At 74.7% G+C, this 25969-nt stretch carries 19 protein-coding genes; 9 read left to right on the top strand and 10 right to left on the bottom strand.

Going from position 1 to position 25969, the window contains the following annotated elements; genetic code table 11:
* Window positions 1-273 precede the first annotated feature (273 nt).
* Window positions 274-927 (top strand): helix-turn-helix domain-containing protein, encoded by a 654-nt coding sequence (locus tag GA0070558_RS06060; protein ID WP_091276649.1) that lies wholly within the window; start codon window positions 274-276, stop codon window positions 925-927.
* A 57-nt stretch (window positions 928-984) separates the two neighbouring features.
* On the opposite strand, the gene GA0070558_RS06055 is transcribed toward GA0070558_RS06060, so the two are convergent.
* The 3 genes from GA0070558_RS06055 to GA0070558_RS06045 all read right to left on the bottom strand — a co-directional run bounded on the left by GA0070558_RS06055 (window position 985) and on the right by GA0070558_RS06045 (window position 6827).
* Complete coding sequence (locus GA0070558_RS06055; protein WP_091276646.1) at window positions 985-4260, bottom strand: lamin tail domain-containing protein; 3276 nt, start codon at window positions 4258-4260, stop codon at window positions 985-987.
* A gap of 96 nt (window positions 4261-4356) precedes the next feature.
* Window positions 4357-5367 carry a GNAT family N-acetyltransferase gene (locus GA0070558_RS06050; protein WP_091276766.1) on the bottom strand — a complete coding sequence of 337 codons (1011 nt, stop codon included), beginning with the start codon at window positions 5365-5367 and terminating at the stop codon, window positions 4357-4359.
* A gap of 89 nt (window positions 5368-5456) precedes the next feature.
* A complete protein-coding gene (locus GA0070558_RS06045; RefSeq protein WP_091276641.1) occupies window positions 5457-6827 on the bottom strand; it encodes a lytic transglycosylase domain-containing protein in 1371 nt (456 codons plus the stop codon).
* Window positions 6828-6883: 56 nt separating this feature from the next.
* Between GA0070558_RS06045 and GA0070558_RS06040 the strand changes: the two genes are divergently transcribed.
* Both GA0070558_RS06040 and GA0070558_RS06030 read left to right on the top strand, forming a co-directional pair.
* Entirely contained in the window at window positions 6884-7108 is a 225-nt protein-coding gene (locus GA0070558_RS06040) for an FmdB family zinc ribbon protein (protein WP_091276636.1), read from the top strand.
* A gap of 305 nt (window positions 7109-7413) precedes the next feature.
* Window positions 7414-10263: an ATP-binding protein gene (locus GA0070558_RS06030; RefSeq protein WP_256091780.1), complete on the top strand. Its 2850-nt coding sequence runs from the start codon at window positions 7414-7416 to the stop codon at window positions 10261-10263.
* Window positions 10264-10315: 52 nt separating this feature from the next.
* Here the strand turns inward: GA0070558_RS06030 and GA0070558_RS06025 are convergent, their stop codons facing one another.
* Both GA0070558_RS06025 and GA0070558_RS06020 read right to left on the bottom strand, forming a co-directional pair.
* Window positions 10316-10840, bottom strand: a complete 525-nt coding sequence (locus tag GA0070558_RS06025) for a phospholipase (RefSeq protein WP_091276627.1) — start codon at window positions 10838-10840, stop codon at window positions 10316-10318.
* A gap of 182 nt (window positions 10841-11022) precedes the next feature.
* Window positions 11023-12699: a glycoside hydrolase family 10-like protein gene (locus tag GA0070558_RS06020; protein ID WP_091276625.1), complete on the bottom strand. Its 1677-nt coding sequence runs from the start codon at window positions 12697-12699 to the stop codon at window positions 11023-11025.
* A 286-nt stretch (window positions 12700-12985) separates the two neighbouring features.
* On the opposite strand from GA0070558_RS06020, the gene GA0070558_RS06015 reads away from it, so the two are divergent.
* The gene (locus GA0070558_RS06015; RefSeq protein ID WP_256091777.1) at window positions 12986-14473 is read left to right on the top strand and encodes an amino acid permease; all 1488 of its coding nucleotides are present in this window, start codon (window positions 12986-12988) and stop codon (window positions 14471-14473) included.
* 39 nt (window positions 14474-14512) lie between these two features.
* Here GA0070558_RS06015 and arfA read toward each other — a convergent pair whose 3' ends face one another.
* A complete protein-coding gene (gene arfA / locus GA0070558_RS06010; RefSeq protein ID WP_091276622.1) occupies window positions 14513-16030 on the bottom strand; it encodes an arabinosylfuranosidase ArfA in 1518 nt (505 codons plus the stop codon).
* Window positions 16031-16123: 93 nt separating this feature from the next.
* Between arfA and GA0070558_RS06005 the strand changes: the two genes are divergently transcribed.
* From GA0070558_RS06005 to GA0070558_RS05995, 3 genes are all read left to right on the top strand, one after another.
* Window positions 16124-17134, top strand: coding sequence for a LacI family DNA-binding transcriptional regulator (locus GA0070558_RS06005; protein ID WP_091276762.1), 1011 nt, complete (start codon window positions 16124-16126; stop codon window positions 17132-17134).
* 134 nt (window positions 17135-17268) lie between these two features.
* Window positions 17269-17736: a hypothetical protein gene (locus tag GA0070558_RS06000; RefSeq protein WP_091276620.1), complete on the top strand. Its 468-nt coding sequence runs from the start codon at window positions 17269-17271 to the stop codon at window positions 17734-17736.
* Window positions 17733-19145 carry a hypothetical protein gene (locus GA0070558_RS05995; protein ID WP_091276617.1) on the top strand — a complete coding sequence of 471 codons (1413 nt, stop codon included), beginning with the start codon at window positions 17733-17735 and terminating at the stop codon, window positions 19143-19145. Before GA0070558_RS06000 ends, GA0070558_RS05995 begins: the two co-directional genes overlap by 4 nt.
* Window positions 19146-19190: 45 nt before the next feature.
* On the opposite strand, the gene GA0070558_RS05990 is transcribed toward GA0070558_RS05995, so the two are convergent.
* From GA0070558_RS05990 to GA0070558_RS05980, 3 genes are all read right to left on the bottom strand, one after another.
* Complete coding sequence (locus tag GA0070558_RS05990; protein ID WP_077938225.1) at window positions 19191-19916, bottom strand: methyltransferase domain-containing protein; 726 nt, start codon at window positions 19914-19916, stop codon at window positions 19191-19193.
* Window positions 19917-19998: 82 nt separating this feature from the next.
* Window positions 19999-20316, bottom strand: a complete 318-nt coding sequence (locus GA0070558_RS05985) for a hypothetical protein (protein ID WP_091276614.1) — start codon at window positions 20314-20316, stop codon at window positions 19999-20001.
* Window positions 20317-20404: 88 nt separating this feature from the next.
* Complete coding sequence (locus GA0070558_RS05980; RefSeq protein WP_091276760.1) at window positions 20405-22042, bottom strand: ABC-F family ATP-binding cassette domain-containing protein; 1638 nt, start codon at window positions 22040-22042, stop codon at window positions 20405-20407.
* Window positions 22043-22229: 187 nt separating this feature from the next.
* Here GA0070558_RS05980 and GA0070558_RS05975 point away from each other — a divergent pair, with 187 nt between their 5' ends.
* Window positions 22230-22598 (top strand): tetratricopeptide repeat protein, encoded by a 369-nt coding sequence (locus GA0070558_RS05975; protein WP_043965357.1) that lies wholly within the window; start codon window positions 22230-22232, stop codon window positions 22596-22598.
* 395 nt (window positions 22599-22993) lie between these two features.
* Window positions 22994-23248 (top strand): Smr/MutS family protein, encoded by a 255-nt coding sequence (locus tag GA0070558_RS05970; RefSeq protein WP_030329768.1) that lies wholly within the window; start codon window positions 22994-22996, stop codon window positions 23246-23248.
* A gap of 269 nt (window positions 23249-23517) precedes the next feature.
* Here GA0070558_RS05970 and GA0070558_RS05965 read toward each other — a convergent pair whose 3' ends face one another.
* Window positions 23518-25899, bottom strand: a complete 2382-nt coding sequence (locus GA0070558_RS05965; RefSeq protein ID WP_091276610.1) for a M28 family peptidase — start codon at window positions 25897-25899, stop codon at window positions 23518-23520.
* Window positions 25900-25969: the final 70 nt, after the last annotated feature.

Raw genomic sequence — 25969 nt, 5'->3', positions numbered from 1 at the left:
CTTTTCTGCCCCCTTTGCTCTGCACCCACGGGCGCAACGCTCACCTAGGGTGACTGCTGCGTCGGTGGGTGCAGAGCAAAGGGGCCGAGGGGAGTGGTTGCCCGCGCCGCGATCGGCCCCGGCCCTCGCGCCGGTCCCCGGCCACAGCCCAGCCACAGACCCGGCCACATCCGCAGCCGCCGCGGACGGCGGGGTTACCGCCAGACGCCCGGTTATCCACAGCCGCGCGGGGCGGGGTTGCGGCCGGTCCGCGCGGCCGGGGAACGTGAACCCATGGCAGCCCACACCGCGCCACAGCAGCCGGACGACGCCCCCGGAGGCGACGACGCCGAGTCCGGCGACCCGACAGCCGGCGAGGCCACGGACGCCGATCCGGCAGCCGGCGAGCCCACGGACGCCGACCCGGCAGCCGGCGAGCCCACAGCCGGCGACGAGCCGCCGGCGATGCTGACCGAGCCGTTCGACATCCCGTGGCCGGCGGCCGGCATCATCCGGGCCGTGCGGCGGCGGGCCGACGCCAGCCAACGCGAGCTGGCCGCCTACGCAGGGGTGCACCCGTCCACGATCGGGCGGATCGAGGCCGGCGCGCTGACCCCCAGCATCGCCGTGCTGCGCCGGCTCCTCGCGGCGGCGGGCTTCCGGCTGGCCGTGGTGGACGAGTTCGGCCGGGTGCTCCAGCCGATGCGCGACCGCGACGACGCCCGCGACGGGGCCGAGCGCCGCTACCCGTCGCACCTGGACACCATTCTCGACCCCGAGCCGGGGGAGTGGTGGGCCGACGTCTACGGGCTGGCCCGCCCGCCGGAGACCTTCTACCGCAACCGCTCCTACCGGGACGCGATGCGCCGCCGCAGCCGGTGGGAGGTCCGGGTCGCCAAGCTCCGGCACGTGCCGCCACCGCCGCGCGCCGTCCCCCCGTACGGCTGACGGCCCGCCGCCCGGCCAGGAGCCGGGTGACGGGCCGCCGTGGGGCCGCCGTGCGGGTCAGTCGTCGTTGGCGATGGTGCCGACGGCCAGCGGGTCGGCCAGGTGCAGGCCGGGCACGCCGGCCACGAGCAGGTTCACCTTCTCGTCGGCCTCGCGCTTGCGGTCACCGCGCACGGTGACCGCGAAGTTCAGCGAGGTCTGCCCGGCCGCGAGGACCTTGCAACCGACGTACGGCTCGTAGTCCGACCCGGCCTGCGCCGTGGTGCCGTAGGTGGCGGCGCAGATCAGGGCCGGCTGGGACAGCGGCCGGGACACGGTGACGGTGAAGGTGAGCGGGCGGGTGCCCTTGTCGCCCTCGACCACCGTGGCGTCGGCGACGCTCAGCGACGCGCGGGAGCGGAACCGGGCCACCTGCGGGTCGTGGTCGCTGGAGCCGCGCGACCCGTCCCCGGTGAACTCCGCCGGCCAGTCGGCGTTGACGTGCGCCGCCCGCACCTGGACCAGGTCGTCGCGCAGCGCGTCGTTGACGAACAGGTGGTCCAGCGTCTGCGCCTGCCCCTGGAAGCTGTACGAGTACGCCGACGACGGCACCTCGGCGACCAGGTCGTCCCACAGGCTGTGCAGGCCCGCGTCGTAGAGCGCGGCGAGCTGGTCCGACGGGGTCGGGTCGGCCCCGGTGGCGATCGGGTCGTCGGGGCGGGGGAAGACGTTCAGGTCCCCGCCGTACACCACCCGGGAGTTCGGGTCCGCGTTGTGGATCGCGGTGACCAGCGCGGCACCGTAGCGGGCCTGCTCCGTGCGCTGGCCGACCCGGCTGTCCGGCCCCGACGAGAAGTGGTTGCTCAGCGCCCACAGGTGGTAGCCCTCGGACGAGCCCGGGGCCGCCTTGACCCAGAACCTGCCAAGCTGCGGGGCCCGGGTGTAGACGTTGTTGCCGTCCTTGCCGGTGGAGGTGTCGGTGTCGGCCGGCAGCACCGCGTTGAGCGCCTTCGGGTTCTGTACGTCCGCGTTGGACGGCAGCCCCGCCGACCGGTACGGCACCGTCGGCGCGGAGCCGAGCAGCGGGTCGGTGGCGGTCGCCTCGGGCAGCGACAGCCGGTCGGTACGGTACAGGAACCCGGCGGTGATGCCCCGCGCGTCCGCGCCGGTCCGGTCGTACGCGGCGGCGTACGCGGGCCCGCCCGCGGCGGCCACGGCCAGCGCCAGCTCCTGGAGGGTGTCCGGCGCGCCGTCGGCGTCGTTCGTGTCGCCGCACACCAGCGCGCCGCCGGAGACGGAGCAGATGTCCTGGTCCTCGGCCTCCTGCACCAGGATCAGGTCCGGCGCGTGCAGGTCGGTGCGGATCTGGTCGGCGAGCGCGGTCAGGTGCTCCCGGTAGTCGGCCTCGCTGGCCGGCACGTAGTCGAACGGCGGGCTGACCCCGGTGCAGCCGGCGTTGCCGGTGAAGTCGCAGCCGTCGAATGGGTCGTCCCGGTAGTCGTACAGGTTCTCCACGTTGTACGTGGCGACCGCGATCTCCCGCGACCGGTCGGCCGGCTGCGGCGGGTTGTTCTTCGACGGGTCGGCCCCGGCCGCGAAGGCGGCCCGCTCGACCTGGACGCCGTACTTCTCGAAGGAGAAGTAGAGCGCGCCGTACGCGTCCTCGGTGAGGGTGTCGAAGGTCCGGGCCGGCGGCAGCAGCGCGGCGTTGTCCCCGGCGGTGGCCTTGACGCCCATGGTGCCCAGCATGATCCGCTGGCCGTTGCCGTCGTCGAAGCGGCGGGTCGCGTCGTTGTCCAGCGGGTGCGCGTCGCGGAACACCCGGCGGGCGTACGCGTCGGCGCGGCCCAGCAGCGGGTCGTCCCGGTCGACCACCCACACCTCCGAGTCGGCCGTGGACGCGAACACGTCCCGGCCGCTCACCGCGCCGCTGCCGGCCCGGACCCGCACCCGCGCGCCCTCGTGCCGCTCCCAGAACCGCTGCGCGGCGGCCAGGTCGGCCGGGGGCACCGCGTCGTCGACGGCGACGACGGCGTTCACGTCGAGCCCGGAGGCGACCTTGCGCACCAGGGAGGCCCCGGAGAGCTGGGTCATGTTGTAGTACTCGGACACCCGGGCCCGCAGCACCACCTCGTCGCCCACCGTCGGCACGTAGCCGCCGATCAGCGACGTGAACGCGCCCATGAAGACGAAGACGCCGTCGGAGGAGTTCGGGTCGCCGTCGGTGTCGTCGGCGCGGCTCTGCAGGAAGAAGCCGTGCTGGTCGGCCCCGGCCGACGTCCGGGCCAGGGTGCGCTGGGTGATCACGCCGCGCACGTCGTACAGCGTGCTGCTCGTGCCGTTGCCGGAGGCCGGCGCGAGCGGCGACCGGTCGGCGGGGCCGGACTCGGCGTCGGTGGTCGGGCCCTGCACCTCCCCGACGGTCAGCTCCCGGGTCACGGTCACGGCCAGCGTGCAGGTGGCGGTGGCGCCGTCCGCGTCGGTCGCGGTCACGGTCACGGTGTACGCCCCGGCGGCCAGGTCGGCGCTGGTCGCGACCGTGGCGAGGGCGGTGCCGCCGACGGCGTCGGCCGGGGTGAACCCGGTGCGGCTGATCGTGCCCGTGGCCGGGGCCGGCGCGACCGAGGTGACCGCCAGGTCGACGATCGTGTCGTCCGGGTCGGTGGCGGTGACCTCGCGGCTGGCGGCGGTGCCGGCGGACGTGGTCAGCGCCCCGCCGCAGGTGACGGTGGCGGGCTGGTCGACGGGGCCGCCGCCGTCGACGGTGTGCGCGCCCAGCCCGTCGAACGTGTCGGTGGCGAAGCCGGCCCACTGCGCGGCCGGGTCGAAGGCGTCCGACGGGTCGGTGTCGCCGGAGGTGACCGTGGGCAGCCGCCGCAGCGTGTTGTCGGCGGTGCTGGTCAGGCCGCTGCCCCACTCGGTGCCCGGGTCGACGCCGACCTGGCCGATCGAGTCGAGCACCGTCGTGCCCCGGCGCAGCACGATCGCGTCGTCGCCGTTGAACAGGCTGGCGGTGGTCGTCTGGTCGGCCTGGGCGAGGATCGCCGGCGCGGCCGAGGCGGCGGCGAAGACGAACGTGTCGCCCGCCGCCACCGTCCCGGTGAGGGCCAGGGAGGTGGCCGTGGTGTTGCCGTTGAAGTAGAGCAGGAGCTGGTAACCACCGGCGGTGAGGTCGACGGGGGCACCGGTGCCGTTGTACAGCTCGATCGCCTTGTTGTTGGACGAGCCTTCGACGTACTCCGAGATGAACAGGTCGGTGGGCGCGGCGCTGGCCGCGGTGGGTGCGACGCCGATGACCGGGATGGTGACGGCTACGGCGGTCGCGAGCGCGGCAGTTCTGCGGCGCGGGCGCATGGGGCCTCCACGATGGGTGGACGTGAACGAACGCACGTTAAGCGGCGGCGCTGTCCGCCGTCCATCCCCCACGGGGCGCTTTGGTGAATAGCCGACTCAGCCGCCGAGGCGGTGCACCAGCTCGGCGACGTCCACGCCGTATTCGCACCACTCCCGGTCCGGTTGGTAGCCCAGCTCGGCGTTGACCTTCAGCATCGCCTCGTTGGCCTGGGCGTTCCAGGTCTGCACCTCGGTCAGGGTGGGCTCGGCCGAGCGCAGCTCCAGCAGCATCCGGGCCTTGATCGCCCGGTCGATGCCGTAGCCCCGGTGCTCCTGCACCACGATCGTGTCGTACTGGTCGGCCCGGGTGGGGTGCTGCGCCGGCACCACCACCTCGGTCAGCCCGGCCACCTCCCCGGTGCGGTCGTGGGTGGCGAGCACGATGTACGGCTTCATGCCGCGCCGGTGCAGCGTGGCCAGGCTGTCCCGCAGCCGCTGCGGGTCGTACGAGCTGGGGCGCAGCTCGCCGTCGTCCACGTCGCGCACCTCGGCCTTCGCCCGCGCGTACGCCTCGATGAGGTCGTCCGGCGGGCCGCCCGGGCAGAACTGGACCTGGTATCCCGCGCCGACTCCCGTGGCCATCTCGGCCAGCGCCGACCAGTCCACCCCGGACAGGTCGAGCACGCTGCGGGTCTCCACGTATTCCCGGGAGAAGCCCAACGCCTCGTAGAACGCCACCGCCGGGGTGCCGCCGACGACCTCGACCCCGATCGACTGGAAGCCCTCCTGGTAGACCCGGCGGGCGGCAATCCGGGCGAGGTCCCGGCCCAGGCCGGTGCGGCGCACCGACGGATGCACCAGCACCTCCAGCACGCCGATGTCGCCGAGCAGCAGCACGTGGACGTGGCCGAGGATCGGGCCGGGCGCGCCACCGGCGGCCGGGTCGGCCTGGGCCACCCAGGAGATCCGCCGCTCGCCGGGCATCACCTCGGAGAGGTATTCCCGCAGGTGGGTCCCCCGCCACGGCGGGTCCTGCGGGAGGTCGGCCGCCAGCACCGCGTTCAGCGTGTCCAGCAGCGACGCGAGCTCGGCGGGCGACGCGGTCCGGGGGTCCCATTCGCGCACCATCACCCGTCTAGCTTGCCGCTTACGGCAGCTTGACGGAAGTGTCCAGTTCCTGGACGCGCCCGGTTTCTCCCGCGGGCCCGGCGGTCACCTCACAGGCGGCGGCTGGCCAGCCCGTACTCGTTGGCCTTGTCGAAGACGTCCTGGGCGTAGCGGCGCACGTCGTTGTACGACAGGATGGCCCCCCACCAGTCGCCCGGGACCGTCATGTTCCGGCCGCCCTTGCACAGGTAGTTGCCGGCGGCCAGGGCCGCGTCGTCCAGGTCGTGCGGGTTCTTGCGCCCGTCGTTGTCGGCGTCCGCGCCGATCTCCTGCCAGGTCGTCGGGATGAACTGCATCGGCCCGATCGCCCGGTCGTAGACGGTGTCGTTGTCGAACAGCCCGCGGTCGGTGTCGGTGATCCGCTGCCGCCCGCCCTTGCCGTCGAGCGCGTCGCCGATGATCTCCGGGAGCGCCTGCCCGTCCGGGCCGAGGGTCGCGCCGTTGGCCTGGCCGTGGCTCGACTCGACGTACCCGATCGCGGCGAGGGTGGTCCAGCTCAGCCGGCAGCCCGGGGTGGTCTGGGCGAGCGCCAGCTCGGCGTACCCGTACGCCTGCATGGCCACCGGCGAGATGCCGACCTTCGCCCCGGTCTGCTGGGCCCACGCGGCGAGCGCGTCCGCCGGCCGGCCGTTCGGCACCGGCACGACCGGCCCCGCGCTCGCGCCGGGCACCGCCGTCGCGCCGGGCGGCAGCGGGGTGGCCGACCCGCCGGGCAGCAGCCCGCCCTGCGGCGTCGCCGTGCCGGCCCCCGGCGTGCCGGCGGTGCCGTCCACCGCCACCGGGCGGGGCTTCGGCGCGGACGCCGGCACCAGCAGCGCCCCGGCGGCGGCCGTGCCGGCGACCAGCGCGAGCAGGAACAGGCCGGGCAGGGTGAGCCGGCCGCTCGGGCGGCGGGACCAGGCCCGGGTGGCGCGGGCGGCGGCGACCGCCGCCTGCCGGGGCGGCGGCATGCGTACGGCGTGGGCGAACGGCACCCGACGCCGGCGGGCCACCCCGGTCGGCTTCGCCGCCCCCTGTTCGGCCTCCGCTGCCCCGGGCTCGGTCGGCTTCTCCGGCTCGGCCTCCGGTGTGGTCGGCTTCTCCGCCTCCGGCTCGGTGGCTTCCTTCGCCGTCGACTTGGTCGTCTCGTTCGCTTCCGGCTCGGCCGGTTCCTTCGCCGTCGGCTCGGCCGGCTCCGTCTTCAGCTCGGCCGGCTCTGTCTTCACCGGTTCGGGCTTCGCCGGCTCCGGTTCGGCCGGCGGCGGGGCGTCGGCGGTCGGCGGGGCTGCGGTGGGCGGTGGGGCGTCGGCGGGCGACTCGCCCCGCAGCCAGGGTCGGCGGGGGCGGGGCACCCGGGCGCGTGGCGGCACACCACCCGGGCCCTCGGGCGGCGCGGCCGGTCGCAGGGGCCGAACCGTCGCTCTGTCCTCGCCGTCCACCACCCGTCGAGTATCACCCATGTCCCGCCCGGAGTCAGGCCCGGCCGTACCCTGGTGCCATGCCCCGGTACGAGTTCCGCTGCCGCGCGTGCGGCGACACCTTCGAGGTCAACCGTCCGATGGCGCAGGCCGGTGCGCCGGCGTCCTGCCCGAGCGGGCACGCCGACACCGTCAAGCTCCTGTCCACCGTGGCCGTGACCGGCCGTGGCGGCGCGGGTGCGGCCGCACCGGCCCCCTCCGCCGGCGGCGGTGGCGGCTGCTGCGGTGGCGGGTGCGGCTGCTGACCCCGCCCCGAACGGCCCCGCCCCGAACGGCCCCGCCCCGAACGGCCCCGCCCCGAACGGCCCCGCCCCGAACGGCCCCGCCCCGAACGGCCCCGCCCCGAACGACCCTGGCCCCCGGGCCGACCCGCCGCGTCCGGCCCAGGCCCGCCCGACCTGGCCCGACGGGGCCGTAACGGCCCGGGTCCTGCCGTTTCCGGCCCCGGTTGGCACCTTGGGGCGGATTTCGCCCATCCGTTCTCACGATGCGTGACGGCACGACCATAGGGCAGCATGTACCCGTCGTCACGGGGGCGGAGGTTCGACGCATGTCGCCAGTGGTCCACCTCCCGAGCGGATGGGTGACCTTCGTGTTCACCGACATCGAGGGTTCGACGCGCCTGGCCCAGCTGCTCGGTCCCGGGTACCGTCCGGTGCTGCGGGAGCATCGCAGGTTGCTGCGGGACACGTTGGCCCGCACCGACGGCGCGGAGCTGCTCACCGAGGGCGACTCGTTCTTCATCGCGTTCCCCGACGCCGGTGCCGCGCTCACCGCCTGCCTCACCGCGCAGCGCGCGCTCGCGACGCACGACTGGCCGGCCCCGGAGGCCGCGCCCCGCGTCCGGATGGGCCTGCACACCGGCTGGGCGGAGCCCCGCGACGGCGAGTACGCCAGCCACGAGGTGCACCGGGCCGCCCGGGTCGCCGCCGCCGCCCACGGCGGGCAGGTGCTCTGCTCGGCGGCCACCGCGCGGCTCGCCTCCCCGCTGCCGGCGGGCGCGTCCCTGCTGGACCTCGGCCTGCACCGGCTGCGCGGCTTCGACGACCGGGAGCGGCTGTTCCAGCTGCTCGCGCCCGGCCTGGAGCGGCAGTTCCCCCGGCCGCGCACCGCCGACGCGGTGGCGCACAACCTGCCGACCCAGGTCACCTCCTTCGTCGGCCGGGAGGCGGAGCGGGCCGCTCTGCGCCGGCTCACGGCGGGGCACCGGCTGGTGACCGTGCTCGGGGCGGGCGGGGCCGGCAAGACCCGGCTCGCCGTCGAGCTGGCGGCCGGCATGGTGGAGGAATATCCGGACGGCGTCTGGTTCGTCGACATCGCCACGGTGACCGACCCGGGGCTGGTGGCGTTCGCGGTGGCCGCCGTGCTCGGGCTGCGGCCGGAGCCCGGCCGCCGGATGGTGGACACCCTCGTCGAGTACGCCGCCGCCCGCCGGATGCTGATCCTGCTGGACACCTGCGACGCCCAGCCGGCCGCCTGCGCCGAGCTGATCTCCCTGCTGCTCGCTGGCGGGGGCGGGGTCCGGGTGCTGGCCACCAGCCGCGAGTCGTTCGGCCTGCCCGGCGAGGTGGTGTGGCGGATCCCGCCGCTGTCCGTGGAGCCCCGGCCGGGCGGTGCGGAGAGCGACGCGGTGGCGCTGCTGCTGGACCGCACGGCGGCGGCCCGGGGCGGCCGGGAGCCGGCCCCGGTCGAGTCGGCCGACCTGCGGCGGGTGGTACGTCGGCTCGACGGGCTGCCGCTCGCCATCGAGCTGGCCGCCGCCCGGCTGCGGGTGCTCTCCGTCGGGCAGCTCGCCGAGCGCCTCGACGACGTGCTCGGGACCCTCGACGCCGGCCGGGACGCCGCCCCCCAGCCGCCCCGGGACGAGCCCGGCTGGACGGGCAACCAGCAGGACACCGTCGACCTGGTGGCGGCATCCCGGGGCAACGCGCCGCCCACCCCGGCGACCCGGGCCGTGCAGCGGTCGGCCGCCGAGCGGCACCTCACCATGCAGGCCACCGTCACGTGGTCGTACCGGACGCTCGGGCCTCGGGCGGCCCGGCTGCTGCGCTGGCTGGCGGTCTTCGCCGGCCCGGTGGACCTGCCGACGGTGGAGTGGCTGCTCGACGACGACCCGCTCGACCCGCTGTCGGTGCTGGTGGACAAGTCGATGATCCTGGCCGAGCTGCACGCGTCGGGCAGCACGTACCGGATGCTCGACCCGATCCGGGCGTACGCGGCGCGGCGGCTGGCCCAGGCGGGTGAGGAGCGGGCCGCCCGGGACCGTCACCTGGCCTGGTCGACGCGCGCGCTGCGGCGGGCCTACCCCGGGCCGGACGGCCGGCCGACGACCCTTTCCCTGTACGCCCTCGACCCGCTCGCCGGCGAGCTGCGCGCCGCGCTGCGCTGGTGCGCGACCGGCGGCAGCGCCCGCAACGGGCTGTGCCTGGCCGGCGGGCTGGACCAGTGGTGGCGGGAGCGCGGGCTGGCCCGGGAGGGCCGCCTCTGGCTGTTCCGGCTCTACGGCCGGATGGCCGAGACCGGGGAGCACGTGCCGGACGCCGAGCTGGCCGCCGCGTACTACATGCACTCGCTGCACGCCGGCGCGGACGGCGAGTTCGCGGAGGAGCTGCGCTACTCGCAGCAGGCCGAGGCGGCGGCCCGCCGGGCCGGCGACGCCGGCCTGCTGGCCCGGGTGCTGGCCGGGCGGGCCGCCCCGCTGGTCGACATGGGGCAGTTCGCCGACGCCGAGCGGGCCTGCCGGGAGGTCATCGCCTGGGCGCACGAGCGGGAGGTGGCGGGGGACGCCCTGTTCGCGGTGCTCAGCCTCGCCGAGCTGCTCTGGCGGCGCGGCGCGCTGGCGGAGGCCGCGGAGCTGCTCGGCGCGGCCCGCCCGGTCGAGGCGGCCCGCCCGGCGGACCGGGGGCGCCGGTCGGTGGACATGCTGCTCGGCATGGTGGCGCTGGCCCGGGGCGACCTGGTGGCCGCGCACGAGCACCTGCTGGTGGCGTTGCGCTCCCGGATGAGCCACGGCTTCCACCGCCGGGCCTGCGACACGCTGAACGCGATCGCGGTGCGCTGCGCGGCCGGTGGCGACCCGCTGACCGCCGCCCGGCTCTTCGGCGCGGCGCAGGCGACCCGGGAGAGCCTGCGGTCGACCCCGGGCATCTACGGGGCGTACTGGCTGGAGCGGCAGGCCGCGCTGCGTCGGGAGATGGGCGACGAGGCGTTCGACGAGGCGTACGCGCAGGGGAGCGAGCTGGGGCTGGAGGAGGCGGCGGCGCTGGCGTTGGCGGTGGAGCACCCCGACCTCGGGGTGGACTCGACGCGCTTCGCGGCCACCGGCATGCCGGCGCCCGCCCCCGCGCCCGCCCCCGCGCCCGCCCCTGCCCCTGCGCGCCCCGCCGAGGGCTGCGGTTAGGAAGGGACCCCTGCTATGCAGAATGCGTTAACAGGGGGCCCTTCCTTGCGCCTCAGCGGGCGGCGGCGGCCTTGATGCGGGCGGCGCGGTCGATGTCGGCCTGCCGGACCGCCGCGACGGAACCGAAGATGCTGACCGCCTCGTAGTAGGTCCAGGCGAGGCTGTAGCAGGCGGGGCGGACCACCGAGCTGTACGTGGCGCAGGCCCGCTTCAGGTCCTCGTAGAAGGCGCTGTCCACCCGGGCCTTGTTGGCCGGGAACTGGCCCATCTCCTTGTAGTTGCGGTAGCCGAAGTCGTGCCGCTGGCAGGAGAGCTTGAAGTTGAACCCGAGCGGGTTGTCCGGGCTGGACGAGCAGTAGTCGGTGGACCAGTTGAAGGCGTACTCGGCCCAGGCTGACTGGTTCTGCCGGGCCGAGTTCCAGGTGCTGTAGCTGCTGGCGCTGGTCTGCGTCCAGCTCGACAGCACGCTGAGCTTCTGGCTGGTGCTGACGGCGGCGGTCGCGGGGGAGGCGACCGCGAGCGCCGCGAGCAGAGCGAGCGCGCCGGAGGCGAGGACTGTGGCGAGGCGTCTGGGCACGGGGGGACCTCCGCGGGGGTGTGCGGTGTGGCTGGTTACCGGCGGGTCACCGGATTCGACAAGTGTCGATCACATCGCGGAGGGTCGAGTACGTCATAAACCAACATCTGGTGACATCAGTTGAAACAGACGAATGCCCCGGACGCTGGGGCGCCCGGGGCACTCGTCCGTGCCGCCAGTCGTCAGCGCACGAAGCGCGGCGGGCTGACGGGGCTCTCGTTCGACAGCCGGTCCAGCGCCGTCACGTGGTACGTGTACCGCGCGCCGGCCTCGGCGGTGACGTCCACCCAGGACTGGGTCGCGCCGGGGGTGGCCCGGACGGTGCCGACCAGGTGGGACGCGTCGGCGAAGCCGCACGCCCCGGCCGGGCCGGTCCCGTCGAACCGGTAGACCGCGTACGACGTGGCCCGGCCCAGCGGGCCCACCCCGTCGGCCGGCTGCCGCCAGCTCAGCCGCACCCCGTCGGCCTGCCGCTGCGCGCCGGTGACCACCGGGGGCAGCAGCGGCTTCGCCGGCAGGTGCGGCATCGCCGGCACCAGGGCGGGGCGCGCGTAGTGCTCGGCGGCGTAGAGGTCGGTCGCCCCGAGCCGGTTCGCCCGCACCTGCACGGCCGAGAAGTGCACGTTGCCCCGCACCTCCGGGTACGCCCGGTTGAGCGTCAGGTGGTCGGACAGCTCGCGCGGGTTCATCCAGAACGACCCGTACGCCGGGTCGCCGCTCTTGTAGTCGGCCTGGCCGATGTAGAGCTGCACGCGGGTGCCGCGCACCGTCTCGGCCCACCACGGCACCAGCCGGGCGTAGTCGGCCGCCGGGTACTGGCCGATGTACCAGTAGAGCTGCGGCACGATGTAGTCGATCCACTCCTGCTTGACCCACTTGCGGGTGTCGGCGGAGATGATGTCGTACGACTGGCTGCCGGTGGTGTCCGAGCCGTTCGGGTCGGCCGAGGCGTTGCGCCAGATGCCGAACGGGCTGACGCCGAACTTCACCCACGGCTTCGCGGCCTTGATCCGGTCGTTCATCTCCCGGATCAGCAGGTCGATGTTGTCCCGCCGCCAGTCGGCCCGGTCGGTGAAGCCCCGGTTGAACTCGGCGAACGTCGCGTCGTCGGGCACCTGGTAGCTGCCGCTCGGGTAGGGGTAGAAGTAGTCGTCGAAGTGCACGCCGTCGACGTTGTACCGGGTGACGGCGTCCATCATGGCGGTCTGGACGAACTCGCGGACCGCCGGGACGCCGGGGTTGTAGTAGAGCCGGCTGCCGGCGACGCCGGCCGGCGGGTACGCGAACGTCCACTCGGGGTGCTGGCGGGCCGGGTGGTCGGGCGCGAGCTGGGTGAGGTCCGCGCCCGCGCCGCCGGGGGCCGGCATGGAGATCCGGTACGGGTTGAACCAGGCGTGGAACTCCAGGTTGCGCTTGTGCGCCTCGTCGACGAGGAACGCCAGCGGGTCCCAGCCCGGGTCCTGCCCGCGCACCCCGGTCAGGTACTCCGACCACGGCTCGTGCGGCGACGGCCAGAACGCGTCGGCGGTGGGCCGGACCTGCACCACCACCGCGTTGTGGTGCAGCCGCTGCGCCAGGTCGAGCCAGCCCAGGTATTCCGCCCGCTGGGCGGCGGCGCGGTCCGGGGCGGTCTGCGACGCCTTGGTCGGCCAGTCGATGTTCACCACCGACGAGATCCACATGGCCCGGAACTGCCGCTTCGGGGTGGCCGGGTCGGTGGTGCAGGAGGCGGTGGCGCCGGCCTGCGTGGCGGTGCCGCCGCCGTTCGTGGCCGCGGCGGCGGCGGTCGGTGGGGCGGCGGCGAGCGTGCCGAGCAGGGCCACGGCCAGCCCGGCGGCTCTGAGCCGAGTTGCCTTCATCCGGTGCGTCCCTTCGGTGGGGCTCGGCGGGCGGGCGCGATGCTTGCTGCGGCAAGAACCGTCGCAGCTAATCCTTCGCTGGTAGGAAATTTTCACACCGGGCGGGCCCGGCGCAAGACCTCCGGCCGGATCGATGCCCTCCCGACCTCGAACCCCGCCCGACGCGCCCCGGGCCGCGTGGCGGACCGTGACCGTATCGACACCCGAAGTCGTGATTCGTGGATCGCCGGGCTGGGTAGCTTGGCCGGTCACCGGCCGCCACGGTGGTGGTCGCACGGTGGGAGGGGTGAGCGCGGTGTCCGTGCTGCGTACCAAACCGATCAAGGACGTGATAGCCCAGGGCGAGGCGGACGGCGAGGACGGCGGCCTCGGCCTCAAGCGCCGCCTCGGCGCGCGTGACCTCACCGGCTTCGGCATCGGCATCGTCATCGGCACCGGCATCTTCACCCTCACCGGCATCGAGGCCCGCGACAGCGCCGGACCCGGCGTGGTGATCTCGTTCGCCATCGCCGGAGTGGTCGCGCTGCTCGCCGCGCTCTGCTACGCCGAGCTGGCCTCCAGCGTGCCGACCGCCGGCAGCGCCTACACCTACGCGTACGCGACGATGGGCGAGATCGTCGCCTGGATCATCGGCTGGGACCTGCTGCTGGAGTTCGCCCTCGGCGCGGCCGTGGTGGCCCGCGGCTGGTCCGGCTACCTCGCCGAACTGCTCGGCCTGCCCACCGCCTGGTTCGGCGAGGAGGGCAGCATCGTCAACGTCGGCGCGATCGCCGTCGTGCTGCTGCTCGGCGTCGTGGCGATCGTCGGCATCCGCGAGTCCGCCCGGGTGACCAACCTGCTCGTGCTGGTCAAGGTGGCCATCTGCGTCTTCATCGTGGTCGCCGGCCTGTTCTTCGTGAAGGCCGCCAACCTCACCCCGTTCATCCCGCCGGCCGAGCCCGCCGGCGCCGGCGACGACGGGATCAAGCAGCCCGTCACCCAGGCCCTGTTCGGGCTGGAGCCGTCCGTGTTCGGGTTCGTCGGCGTGCTCAGCGCCGCCGCCGTGGTCTTCTTCGCGTACACCGGCTTCGAGGCCGTGGCCAACCTCGGCGAGGAGACCCGGCGGCCCAAGCGGGACCTCACCCTCGGCCTGCTCGGCACCCTGCTGATCTCCACCGTGCTCTACATCGGCGTCTCGCTGGTCGTCGTCGGCATGGTCCCCTACACCGAGATCGACCGGGGCGCGCCGATCGCCTCCGCGTTCAACGCGGTCGGGGCCGAGTGGGCCGGCATCCTCGTCTCCATCGCCGCCGTCGCCGGCCTGACCAGCGTGATCCTCGTGGACCTGGTGGCCATGGGCCGGATCGGCTTCGCCATCAGCCGCGACGGGCTGATCCCGCCGTCGGTGGCGAAGGTGCACCCGCGCTGGGGCACCCCGTACCGGATCTCGGCCGTCATGACGGTGGCCGTGGCGCTGCTCGCCGGCTTCCTGCCGCTGTCGGCCCTGGCCGACCTGGTCAGCATCGGCGCGCTCTGCGCGTTCGTGCTGGTCTCGGTGGCCGTGCCGATCCTGCGCCGCAAGCGCCCCGACCTGGAGCGGCCGTTCCGGGTGCCGTTCTCGCCGGTGCTGCCGATCGTCTCCGCGCTGGCCTGCTTCTACCTGATGCTCAACCTGTCGGTGGAGACCTGGATCCGGTTCCTGATCTGGATGGTGCTCGGCGGGATCATCTACTTCGGCTACGGCTACCGCCGCAACCGCCTCGCCCGCAAGGAAGGGCCCCCTGTTAACGCCTGAGGTAGAGAAGGGTCCCCTTCTCACTCGCCCCCACCGGTGCTACGCGCCCGTGGGCGTGGGCGTGAAGCGCAGCAGGTTCCAGGAGACCGCCGGCAGCAGCACCGCGCAGCGACCCCCGTCGAGGGTGGGTGCCGCCAGCTCCCGGGGCGTGACCCGGTCGGGCTCGGCCTCGGTGTTGACGGCGTCCGGGTCGTCCCCGGCGGCGAGGGTCAGGTGGGCCGCTCCGGCCAGGCCGGGCAGGCCGCGCAGGTCCAGGTCGAGGGGGAGGTCGGCGGTGCCCCGGTTGACCGCGAGCACGGTCAGCGCGCCGGTCTCCTCGTCGTGCACCGCCACGGTGTCCAGCACCGGCACGTCGCCATAGCGTTTCGTGGCGTACGTCGGGCAGACCGGCTCGGTGCGCAGCACCGTGCCGCGGGCGTACCGGGCGGTGAGGGCGAACGGGTGGAAGATGCTCTGCCGCCAGGCGGGACCGCCGGTGCGGGTGCGGATCGGGGCGATCACGTTGGCGAGCTGCGCCTGGCAGGCCACCCCGACCCGGTCGGCGTGCCGGAGCAGGGTGATCAGCAGGTCGCCGACGACCACCGCGTCGACGGCCGTGTAGTCGTCCTCGATCAGGGTGGGGGCCTCGACCCAGCCGCGCCGGTCCAGGTCGGCCTGGAGGCGGGACTGGTACCAGACGTTCCACTCGTCGAACGAGATCTTCAGCTTGCGCCGGTGCCGCTGCTTGGCCGCCACGTGGTCGGCGGTGGCCACCACCTCGGCGATGAAGTGGTCCATGTCCACCGCCGAGGCCAGCAGGCTGGCCCGGTCGCCGTCGGCGGGGTCGTAGTAGGTGTGCGCGGAGACGTAGTCCACCAGCTCGTAGGTGTGCTCCAGCACCGTCGCCTCCCAGGAGGCGAACGTCGGCATGCCCCGGCCGGAGCTGCCGCAGGCGACCAGGCTGACCGACGGGTCGATCATCTTCATCGCGCGGGCGGTCTCGGCGGCGAGCCGGCCGTACTCCTCGGCGGTCTTGTGCCCGACCTGCCACGGGCCGTCCAGCTCGTTGCCGAGGCACCACAGCTTCACCCCGTACGGCTGCTCCGCGCCGTGGGAGCGGCGCAGGTCCGACAGTCGGGTGCCGCCGGGGTGGTTCGCGTACTCCAGCAGGTCGCAGGCCTCCTGCACGCCCCGGGTGCCGAGGTTGACGGCCATCATCGGCTCGACGCCGGCCGCCGCCGCCCAGGTCATGAACTCGTCGAGGCCGAAGGCATTGGTCTCGATCGTCTTCCAGGCGAGGTCGAGCCGGCGGGGCCGGTCGGCGACCGGGCCGACGCCGTCCTCCCAGCGGTAGCCGGAGACGAAGTTGCCGCCGGGGTAGCGGACCACGGAGACGCCCAGCTCCCGGGTCAGCTCCAGGACGTCGCCGCGCAGGCCGTGCGGGTCGGCGCTGCGGTGGCCGGGCTCGTAGACCCCGCCGTAGACGCAGCGCCCCAGGTGCTCGACGAAGGAGCCGAAGATTCGGCGGTCGGCCGGGCCGATCGCGAAGGCCGGGTCGATGGTCAGCTTCGCGGTCACCGGGGAATCCGCCTTTCGTCGATGTCCCGTCGGTTCTATAACGTTGTACTCGACGTGTAAAGGGGCGCTCGCGGCACCAGCGCGGAGGTGGCGGTGCGACACCGGCTCAAGGACGTGGCGGAGCGCGCGGGCGTGTCCGTGAAGACCGTCTCCAACGTCGTCAACGGCTACCAGCACGTGCGGCCCGACACCCGGGCCCGCGTCGAGCAGGCCATCGCCGAGCTGCGCTACCGGCCCAACCTGTCGGCGCGAAACCTGCGCAAGGGACGTACCGGGATGATCGCCCTGGCCGTGCCGGAGCTGGACGCCCCCTACTACGCCGAACTGGCCCGGCACGTCGTCACCGCCGCCGCCGAACAGGGCTGGACGGTCCTGATCGGCCGGACCGGCGGCGGCACCGAGCGGGAGCGGGCCGTCGCCGCCGGCATCGGCGGCCACCTCATCGACGGCCTGATCCTCAGCCCGCCGGCGCTCGCCGCCGAGGACCTCGCCAACCTCCACGACGGCACCCCGACGGTGCTGCTCGGCGAGCGCGTCGCCCCCGGCCCCGCCGACCACGTGACGATCGACGACGTGGCCGCCGCCCGCGAGGCCACCGCCCACCTGATCGCCCTCGGCCGTCGCCGCGTCGCCGCGATCGGCGCGCGGCCCACCGCCGAGGGCACCGGCGCCCGGCTCCGCCTCGCCGGCTACGCCGCCGCGCTCGCCGAGGCCGGAATCGCCTACGACGAGCGCCTCGTCGCGTCCGCGCCGGCCTGGCGTCGCGCGGACGGCGCGGCGGCCGTGCGCCACCTGCTCACCTCGGGGGTACGCCCCGACGCCGTCCTCTGCTTCGACGACACCCTCGCCCTCGGTGCCCTGCGGGCGCTGCACGAGGCCGGCCTGCGCGTCCCCGCCGACATGGCGGTGGCCGGCTTCGGCGACATCGAGGACGGCCGTTTCTCCATCCCCACCCTCACCACCGTCGCCCCCGACAAGGAACGCCTCGCGCGGCTGGCCGTCGACCTGCTGGCCGACCGGATCGACAGGGACCGGAGCGGCCCGCCCCGCGCGCTCACCGTCCCCTACCGGCTCGACACCCGGGAGAGCACCCTCGGCCGCTGACCCCGCCCGAGGCGTCTGTTCGTCCACATGCGACAGTCGTGCCGCCGGCTGACGCCGAACAGGGGATGGGCGCGGTGACGGCGAGTCGCGATGATGTGGCGGCACGTGGGGACGAGCAGAAAAGTGGGGGCGAGATGAGCGCCGATTCGAGCTGGGGCGACTACCTGTCCGCTGACACCTCCGTCACGGACGCCGGCATCGCCACCTTCGACCAGCCGGTGGTCGAACCGATCGCGATCGAGCCGGTGCTGCCCGAGCCGGTGGTGGACGCCGTCGAGAGCGAACTGGCCGGGGCGGCTGCCGACCAGGACTGGTCGGCCTGGCATGCCGACAGCGGCGACCAGTGGGCCGACTCGGCGCAGGACTGGGTCGACTACGCCAACGAGAACCTGGCCGCCGGCAACACCGACATCGCCGCCAGCGCCTTCGACACCGCCGCCAACCACGCCGACCTGGCCGGCGGCAACTACGACGTCTCGTTCGACTACGCCGCCCAGGCCGGCACCCACCTGGACACCGCCGTCGCGGAGGTCGCCCCCTACGACACGTACGACGCCGGGACGAGCTTCGACGCCGGCACGAGCTTCGACGTCGCGGAATGAGCTGGGCCGACGACAACGACCCCGGCAGCCGGCCGCAGCCGGCCGTGCTGGCCGCCGAGGCCGGCCGGCTCGCCGCCGGCGCGGAACGCCGGGTCGCCGCCCCGGCGAGCGTGGCCCGGCAGCACCTGCTCCGCGTCATCCGGGACCTCGCCTTCGACCTGCGCGCCGAGCAGCTCAGCCTGCTGGAGGCGGTCCGTGGGTCGAAGCTCGGCGGGGTGACCCTCTCCGCCACCCGGGTGCCCGTCTTCCTGCGGGTCGGTCTCGAAGCCGACGCGGCCGGCACCCGGGTCACCGTCCTGCTGGCCGACCGCTGGGTCGGCAAGGTGGGCCGGAACTGGGGTCTGACCTCCGTCTACGTCGAGCTGTTCGGGTCCGTCCTCAGCGCCGTCGACGGCGTGCTGGGCCGGCTCGACCCGGCCGCCGCCGCCGCGTTCGCGCCCTGGTGGCGGCAGACCGGCCCCGGCGACGTGGCGATCATGCAGAACGCGGCCGGCATCGCCAACCGGGCCCAAGCGGTGCTGTCCCGGCACGCCTCCCGCCTGCTCGACGGGGACGCCGCCACCCCGCGCCGAGCATCGGTCAGCCGCGCCGGCACCGAGACCTTCACCTTCGAGACACCGCAGGCCGTCGCGGAGGTGCCGGCCGAACTGGCCGACGGCATGCTGATGGTCGGCACCCTGGTGGCCAGCCGCCCCGACGGGATGCCACCCCACCTGGTGGCGCAGGTGCAGTCACTGGTCGTCCGGATCGAGGAGCACCTCGCCGCGGTCGCCGGCACCGTCGGGTCGGCCCCGGCCGCCCGGTTCACCGTCGACCCGGCGGACGTGCCGGTGGTGACCTTCCTGCACCAGCAGGCGCGGATCCGGGGCATGCTTCCGGTGCGGACCCTGCGCACCTGCACCACCTGCCGGCTGGAGAAGGTCACCAATCCCGATCTGGAACGGTTGCAGGAACGCACCCGCCGGACGCGGGACCTGGCGAGCAGCATCAGCGCGGTGGTCACCCCGTACGTGCTGGCCGGACGGCTGGTGCAGCTCAACGGCAAGGGGCCCAGTTTCGCCTGCCCGCGCTGTCAGGGCATGGACGCCGACGAGACGGTGGTGACGTACTGCCAGCGGTGCGGCGACCGCCGGGCCGAGACGGCCCTGCGGACCTGCCCGAAGTGCCAGTTCGACTTCCGCAGCCTGCTCGCCGGTGACAGGCCCTGGCAGCCGCGCGCGACGCAACCGACGGGCGTGGCCGCCCCGGCCACCGCCGCCGTCGCCCCGGGCCCCGCCCCGGAGCCCGCGCTGCCGCCGGCACCGCCGGCCCCGACCGTCGCCCCGTCCCCGCCGTCCCCCGGAACGCCCCGACGGGTGGATCCCGAGGCGGAGCAGTGGCCCCGCCCACCGGGGTACGCGCCCGGCTGACCGGCGCCGGGCCACTGGGACCGGGGCAGCCGGGCCGACCGGGTGTCAGCTGAAGAAGCGGGCCAGGTGCGGCGGCTCCGGTGCCGGGTCGTCCGCGCCCAGCGGGGTCAGGTCGGCGAAGATGCTGGCACCGTCGCAGCCCACGTGCAGGGGATGCCAGCGCGGGGTGCCCGGCGGGCGTTGCAGACAGATGCCCTTGACCGTCTGCACGTCCAGCAGCCGCACGTGCGTCGGGTCGGCCACCGCGTTCACGTGCCCCCACCAGGGGCTCATCACGTGCAGCACCCCACCCGGGCGCAGCACCCGGTGGCACTCGTCCACCAGCGGCAGGAAGTCGATCAGGTGCTCCAGGATGTGCACCGCGAACAGCACGTCCACCGAGTCGTCGGCCAGCGGCAGCGACCCAGACAGGTCGGCCACCGCGTCCACCCCCGGGGCGGGGTAGATGTCCAGCCCCAGGTTCTGCGGATACTGCTTGGTGCCGCCGCAGCCCAGGTCCACCACGACCGGTTCGCGGCCGGCGACCCGCACCCGGCCCCAGACGCCGAACACCCCGGCGAGCCGGCCGACCAGCTCCCGCACCAGGCGCAGCTGCGCGGCGTCGGCGACCTCCCCGGTCAGGTGGGCCACGCCCCGGTCGAAGCGCACCCGCACCGCCAGGTCACGCAGCCGGGCGTCGTGGGCCGCCTGATCCGCCCACGCCTCGGCGAGGAACTCGTCGACCGCCCGCAGCCGTTCGGCCGAGGGCGCGGTCAGGGCCGTCGCGACCATGGGCCACCTCCGGTGCGCCCGTACCCGGCTGGGCGGGCGCTACACCCCGACCGGGCAACGTCCCCCGAACGAGGACGAGCCGTCAGCCGGTGATGCGCCGGGCGGCCCGGCCCGCGCCCCGGATCCGCTGCCGGGGCGGCGCGGAAGCCGCCTTCGGCCGCTTGAGGTGGTACCGGTGCAGCTCGCTGCTGCCCGGCTGCGACGGGTCCTCGCTCATCCCGACCAGCTCCCAGCCCTGGTCGCCGGCCCGGTTCAGGTGCGCCAGCGCCGTGTCCCCGTACGGGGTGACGTCGACCATCGAGCCGTCCGGGCCGTACCAGACGAACACCAGCTCCCAGCCGACGTCCGTGCTGGCCGCCTGGCGGCGCCGGACCAACAGCGCGTACTCCCACTTGAGCATGGAGTCATTGTCACCCCGCCGGCCCCGGTCGGCACGCCGTCGGACCTGGCGATCCGTCCGGCGGCGGAACGGTGCGAGCCGCCCGGCGTCAGTCCTCGGTGATCCGGCCGGCGTCCACCCGCACCCGCCGGTTGACGGCGACCGCGTCCAGCATCCGCCGGTCGTGCGTCACCAGCAGCAGCGTCCCCGGGTAGCCGGCCAGCGCCGACTCCAACTGCTCGATGGCCGCCAGGTCCAGGTGGTTCGTCGGCTCGTCGAGCACCAGCAGGTTCACCCCGCGCCCCTGCAACAGCGCCAGCGCCGCCCGGGTCCGCTCGCCCGGCGACAGCGACGCCGCCGTCCGCAGCACGTGATCGGCCCGCAGGCCGAACTTGGCCAGCAGCGTCCGCGCGTCCGCCGGCGACAGCTCCGGTACGGCCAGCCGGAACGCGTCCAGCAGCGGCTGCTCGCCGAGGAACAGCCCCCGGGCCTGGTCGACCTCGCCGACCACCACCCCCGGGCCCAGCGAGGCGTGGCCCGCGTCCAGCGGCAGCCGCCCCAGCAGCGCGGCGAGCAGCGTCGTCTTGCCGGACCCGTTCGCCCCGGTGATCGCCACCCGGTCGGCCCAGTCGATCTGCAGGGTCACCGGGCCGAGGGTGAAGCTTCCCCGGCGTACCACGGCATCGCGCAGCGCGGCCACGACGGCGCCGGCGCGGGGCGCGGCGGCGATCTCCATCCGCAGCTCCCACTCCTTGCGCGGCTCCTCGACCACCTCCAGCCGCTCGATCAGCCGGTCCGTCTGCCGGGCCTTCGCCGCCTGCTTCTCCGACGTCTCGCCCCGGTGGTGCTTCACGTGCTTGTCCCCGTCGGTGGCCTTGCGGCGGGCGTTGCGCACGCCCTTCTCCATCCAGGCCCGCTGGGTGCGGGCGCGGGCCTCCAGCGCGGCCCGGGTGTCGGCGTACTCCTCGAACTCGGCGCGGGCGTGCCGGCGGGCCACCTCCCGCTCCTCCAGGTACGCCGCGTAACCGCCGCCGTAGTGCCGGACGAGCTGCTGGTGCAGGTCCAGCTCCAGCACCCGGGTCACCGTGCGGGTGAGAAACTCGCGGTCGTGGCTGACCAGCACCGTGCCGGCGCGCAGCCCGGTGACGAACCCCTCCAGGCGGTCCAGCCCGGCCAGGTCCAGGTCGTTGGTGGGCTCGTCGAGCAGGAACACGTCGTAGCGGCTGAGCAGCAGCGAGGCCAGCCCGGCGCGGGCCGCCTGACCGCCGGACAGGGCCGTCATCGGGTGGTCCAGGTCGACGGTGAGCCCCAGCTCGGCGGCCACCTGCTCGGCCCGCTCCTCCAGGTCCGCCCCGCCCAGGCCCAGCCAGCGCTCCAGCGCCTCGGCGTACGCGTCGTCGGACCCGGCCGCCCCGGCCGTCAGCGCCTCGGTCGCCGCGTCCAGGGCCGCCTGCGCCGCCGTCACCCCCGTCCGCCGGGCCAGGAAGTCCCGCACGGTCTCCCCGGGCCGGCGCTCCGGCTCCTGCGGCAGGTGCCCGACGGTCGCGGTGGGCGGGCTCAGCGTGACGCTGCCGGCCTCGACGGGCAGCATCCCCGCGAGGGTACGCAGCAGCGTCGACTTGCCCGCCCCGTTCACCCCGACCAGGCCGACCACGTCGCCCGGGGCGACCACCAGGTCCAGCCCGGAGAAGAGCAGCCGCTCGCCGTGCCCGGCCGCAAGATCCTTGACCACCATCGTCGCGCTCATCAGCACCCGAGCCTATCCACCGCGCTACGCGCGTAAGGAAGGGCACCTTGTTAACGCCTTTTGTATAGGAAGGGCCCCTTCCTAACACCTCGTCCGGCTGCAACTTCCTGTGGCGGAACACTCGCGGTCCGGCCGGTGTTGTGCCAGCGTCGGATCAGGTGCCGGCGCGAGACGAGGAGGTGGGTCGATGGACCTTCTGGCGGACTACCGACGGGCGACCATGTTCTTCGAGATGGGTGACGCGTCCGGGGCGGTGCGGCTGCTGGAGCCGATCGTCGAGGCCGAGCCCGGCAACTCCGCGGTGCGGCAGCTGCTGGCCCGCGCCTACTTCCAGACGGCGCAGCTCAACCGCGCCGAGGAGCAGCTGCGCGAGCTGGTCGACCGGGACCCGAGCGACCACTACGCGCACCACGTGCTGGGCCGGACGCTGGAGCGGATGAACCGCCCGGCGGACGCGCTGCGGCACCTGCGCATCGCCGCCGCGATGTACTCGACGAACACCGACTACACGACCGCGCTGCGCCGAGTGGAGAACCGGGTCAGCGGCGGCCACTGACCGCGCCGCCGGGGGAGGGGAAGGCGCCCTTTCCCCGGCGCGCGCCGCCTCCGGCCGGGTATCCCCGCCCGCTGATCAGCGCCCACGCCCGCCGCCGCCGCGCACCAGGGGTGCCGTTACTCTTCGTGACTGCCCCCTGGCCTCAACTGCCATCTCGTTCCCCCTTTGCTCTGCACCTACCGACGCACACCCTTTGCTGACCTGGGAATATGCGGGCCTGGGTGCGAGGAGCTGGACATGGTGGCGCTTACTTTCAGTGGCTGTTGCGCGCGTGGGTGCAGAGCAAAGGGCATGCTGGCGGTGGTGCCGCCGGGCTGGATCGCTCGCGTGGTGTCCCGCCGTGCCGCGGGCCTACCATGGGCTGCCATGGGAGTCGCGCAGGTGGTGGAGGCGGGATGAAGCTCAAGCTGGACCTGCACGAGATCTTCAACAAGGGCCACGACATCGACCGCGCGCTGCGCGGGATCATGGACGAGGCGGTGGCGAAGAAGGCCACCCTCGTCGAGATCATCCCCGGCAAGGGCTCCGGCCAGCTCAAGAAGCGGGTGCTGCGCTTCCTCGACCAGAAGGACGTCAAGCAGCTCTACCACCGGGTGGAGAAGGACTCGAAGAACTTCGGCCGCCTCTTCGTCCACTTCCGCTGGAAGTAGTGCCGGTGTTCCCGCTGGCGGGAACACCCGCAGTCAGGGCTGCCCCCTGACCAACTACGCGCCGGAGTTGTAGAGATCTTGGAGGATTTCGGCCCCTGGAGGGGCCGTTTCGCTCCAAGATCTCCCCATGTTCGGGCCCGCCGCCGACGCGGGCGGACCGGGACGACACGAGGGGTTCGCCGGGGCCCGCCCGCGGAGGGATCAAGCCTGACCGCCCGGAGCGGGCGGGCCCCGGCGAACCCCACCCCGACCAGCAACAAGGGCAGGACCTACAGCGGGTACGTGCGGGCCACCGCGAGCATCTCCGAGCTGTGCGAGCCGACCACCCCGACGTCCGCCGGCCGGGGTCGGAACCCGGGGACGCCGTCCAGCCCGTCGCTGGCGTCCATGGCGCGCAGCGCCGCCGGCCCGGTGCCGCCGGCCAGCACGAGGGTGACCTCGATTCCCTCCGGTGGCGGGGCGTGGAACACGATCCCGAAGCCCCAGGGGGTGCCGGTGGCGCGTCCGCCGGGGACCGCCTGGCCGGCCACCACCGCCGACTCGACCTCGGTCGCGCCGTCGACGTGCAGGGTGAGCAGGCGTACCGGCCGCTGCGGGGTGACCCGCACCCGCACGGTCCGCTGTTCCGTGGACCTGGTGTCGGCGAGGACCTCCAGCTTCGGCGCGGGCAGGTTCGCCGCCTGCGCCGGCCCGGAGCGCAGTTCGGTGTCGCCGAGCCCGGGGAAGTCCGCGACGGTCGTGGCCCCGTCGACGAACTGGGCCGTCCACGGCTGGGGGTCGGTCTCGTGGCTGAGCCAGCGGGCCTGGCCGGTGCCGGCGTCGAGGGCGTACATCAGGTGGGTGGGCACGGGGTGGGCGGCGTCGAAGCGGTCGACGGCGAGCCCGACCCCGGCGAACACCGCCGCCGCGAGCCCGGCGGCGACGGCCGGGAGCGCGCCGGCCCGGCGGGCGCGGGCGGCGACGAGGCCGCGCTGGCCGCCGGCCTCGGGGTGCAGCAGGTCCACGACCGGCAGCGCGGCCAGGCCGAGCAGCACCGCGAACAGCGCGGCGACGCCGCCCATCGCCATGCCGAGCGCCGGGAACAGCAGGACGACGGTCGGCAGCAGGATGACCACGGCGACCGCGCCGGCCGCGGTCGCCGCGACCACGGGCCACGGGCCGTCGATCCGCACGGTGAGCGCGATGAGCCCGGCCGCCGCGCCGGCCAGGGCGGGCAGGGTCGTCAGGTACGCCCCGCCGGGCACCAGCACCGCCAGCACGATGCCGAGTACGGCAAGCCAGCCCAGCCCGCCGATCGCGAGGGCGGCGGGGCCGACGCGGCGGCGGGTCAGGGCGTACCAGGTGAACAGGGTCGCGGCGGCGAGCGCCACCACGGCGAGCCGGTACCAGGTGGGCCGGTACGGGTCGAGCAGCTCGGCGTAGCCGGGCCGGACGGCGGTGACGCCCGCCCAGAGCAGCTGCGCGCCCAGCGGGGCGACGACGATCGGCACCAGGCCCAGCGCGAACCCGGCGGCGAGCCGCCCGTACGTGGTCCGGCCGCGCCGCCGGGCGAGCCAGCCGAGCGCGGCCACGGCCAGCAGGGCGGCGACGGCCAGCGGCAGGACCAGCCAGCCGGGGTAGCGGGCGAGCCCGCCGGGGACGGGGAAGTAGGTGGCGTCGTGCCCGGCGTCGAGGTCCTTGAGGTCGGCCCGACCGAACTCGCGGGCGAGGCCGAGCGCGTTGTCGCCGTGCTGCTGGAGGCTGGCTCGGTCCATGGCGGCGGGGGTGTCCAGCGGCGTGTGGTAGACGGCCCCGCCGTCGATGTAGGCGGAGTTGAGCCCGACGAAGCCGGCCCGGTCGAGGAACGCGGTGAAGTCGGTGTCGTTGGGCAGCGCCCGGTAGATCTCCACGGCGAACGAGGTGCCGACGGGGTGCGGGGCGGCGCGGCCGAACACGTCGACGAGCTTCGCGTTGTCCCGGGACGTCTCGAACATGATCACCGGGCCGGTCGAGCCGCGCGCCTCCAGGTTGAGCACGACCCCGCCGTCGGCGGCGAGCGGATGGTCGGCGGCGAACGCGGACGCCCCGCAGAGGCACGCCTCCTCGGCGTCGGTGAGCACGAACACGACGTCGTTGCGGGGGCGGGGGCCGGCGGCCAGCGCGCGGGCCACCTCCAGGATGGTGGAGGTGCCGGCGGCGTCGTCGTTGCCGCCGGGGCCGGACTGCACCGAGTCGTAGTGGGCGACCAGGAACACCTTGCCGGTGGGGTCGGTGCCGGGCAGCCGGGCGACGACGTTGCGGACCCGGGCCAGGGTCGACCCGGCGGCGGCCCCGCTGAGCTGGCCGGCCTCCCGGGCGACGGTGTCCTGCACCGAGGTCTCCAGGCCGAGGCCGCGCAGCACGCCCTCCAGGTGCGCGCGGACCTGGTCGTTGGCCGGGCTGCCGGCCGGGTGTGGCCGGGCCGCGATCGTCTCCACGGTCCGGTACGCCCGCGCGGCGCTGAACTCGTCGGCGGGGGCGTCGGCGGGGCGCGGGGCGGGGGTGTCCAGGTCGTACGCGACGGTGCCGCCGACGGCGAGCAGGGCGGCGAGCGCGGCGAGGGCGGCGAGCGGGCGGCGGCGGGGGCGGGCCAGCGCCCGGTCGGCGGCGCGGGTGGGGGGCGGTGCGCCCACGGGTACTCCTCGGGGTGGGGCCGGGCCGGGCCTCGGGGTGGTGGGCCAGGGTGGGCACCATCCTGCACCG

The organism is Micromonospora haikouensis, assembly GCF_900091595.1.
Taxonomy (GTDB): Bacteria; Actinomycetota; Actinomycetes; order Mycobacteriales; family Micromonosporaceae; genus Micromonospora; species Micromonospora haikouensis.
The sequence above is the reverse complement of the archived record's forward strand: the minus strand, read 5'-3'. Positions and strand labels throughout refer to the sequence as shown.

Excerpts from the sequence above, each read along its gene's own strand:
- GA0070558_RS06060 (WP_091276649.1), top strand. The coding sequence starts at position 274 with ATGGCAGCCCACACCGCGCCACAGCAGCCGGACGACGCCCCCGGAGGC.
- GA0070558_RS06055 (WP_091276646.1), bottom strand. The coding sequence starts at position 4,260 with ATGCGCCCGCGCCGCAGAACTGCCGCGCTCGCGACCGCCGTAGCCGTC.
- GA0070558_RS06050 (WP_091276766.1), bottom strand. The coding sequence starts at position 5,367 with ATGGTGCGCGAATGGGACCCCCGGACCGCGTCGCCCGCCGAGCTCGCG.
- GA0070558_RS06040 (WP_091276636.1), top strand. The coding sequence starts at position 6,884 with ATGCCCCGGTACGAGTTCCGCTGCCGCGCGTGCGGCGACACCTTCGAG.
- GA0070558_RS06030 (WP_256091780.1), top strand. The coding sequence starts at position 7,414 with ATGTCGCCAGTGGTCCACCTCCCGAGCGGATGGGTGACCTTCGTGTTC.
- GA0070558_RS06020 (WP_091276625.1), bottom strand. The coding sequence starts at position 12,699 with ATGAAGGCAACTCGGCTCAGAGCCGCCGGGCTGGCCGTGGCCCTGCTC.
- GA0070558_RS06000 (WP_091276620.1), top strand. The coding sequence starts at position 17,269 with ATGAGCGCCGATTCGAGCTGGGGCGACTACCTGTCCGCTGACACCTCC.
- GA0070558_RS05995 (WP_091276617.1), top strand. The coding sequence starts at position 17,733 with ATGAGCTGGGCCGACGACAACGACCCCGGCAGCCGGCCGCAGCCGGCC.
- GA0070558_RS05990 (WP_077938225.1), bottom strand. The coding sequence starts at position 19,916 with ATGGTCGCGACGGCCCTGACCGCGCCCTCGGCCGAACGGCTGCGGGCG.
- GA0070558_RS05985 (WP_091276614.1), bottom strand. The coding sequence starts at position 20,316 with ATGCTCAAGTGGGAGTACGCGCTGTTGGTCCGGCGCCGCCAGGCGGCC.
- GA0070558_RS05980 (WP_091276760.1), bottom strand. The coding sequence starts at position 22,042 with ATGAGCGCGACGATGGTGGTCAAGGATCTTGCGGCCGGGCACGGCGAG.
- GA0070558_RS05975 (WP_043965357.1), top strand. The coding sequence starts at position 22,230 with ATGGACCTTCTGGCGGACTACCGACGGGCGACCATGTTCTTCGAGATG.
- GA0070558_RS05970 (WP_030329768.1), top strand. The coding sequence starts at position 22,994 with ATGAAGCTCAAGCTGGACCTGCACGAGATCTTCAACAAGGGCCACGAC.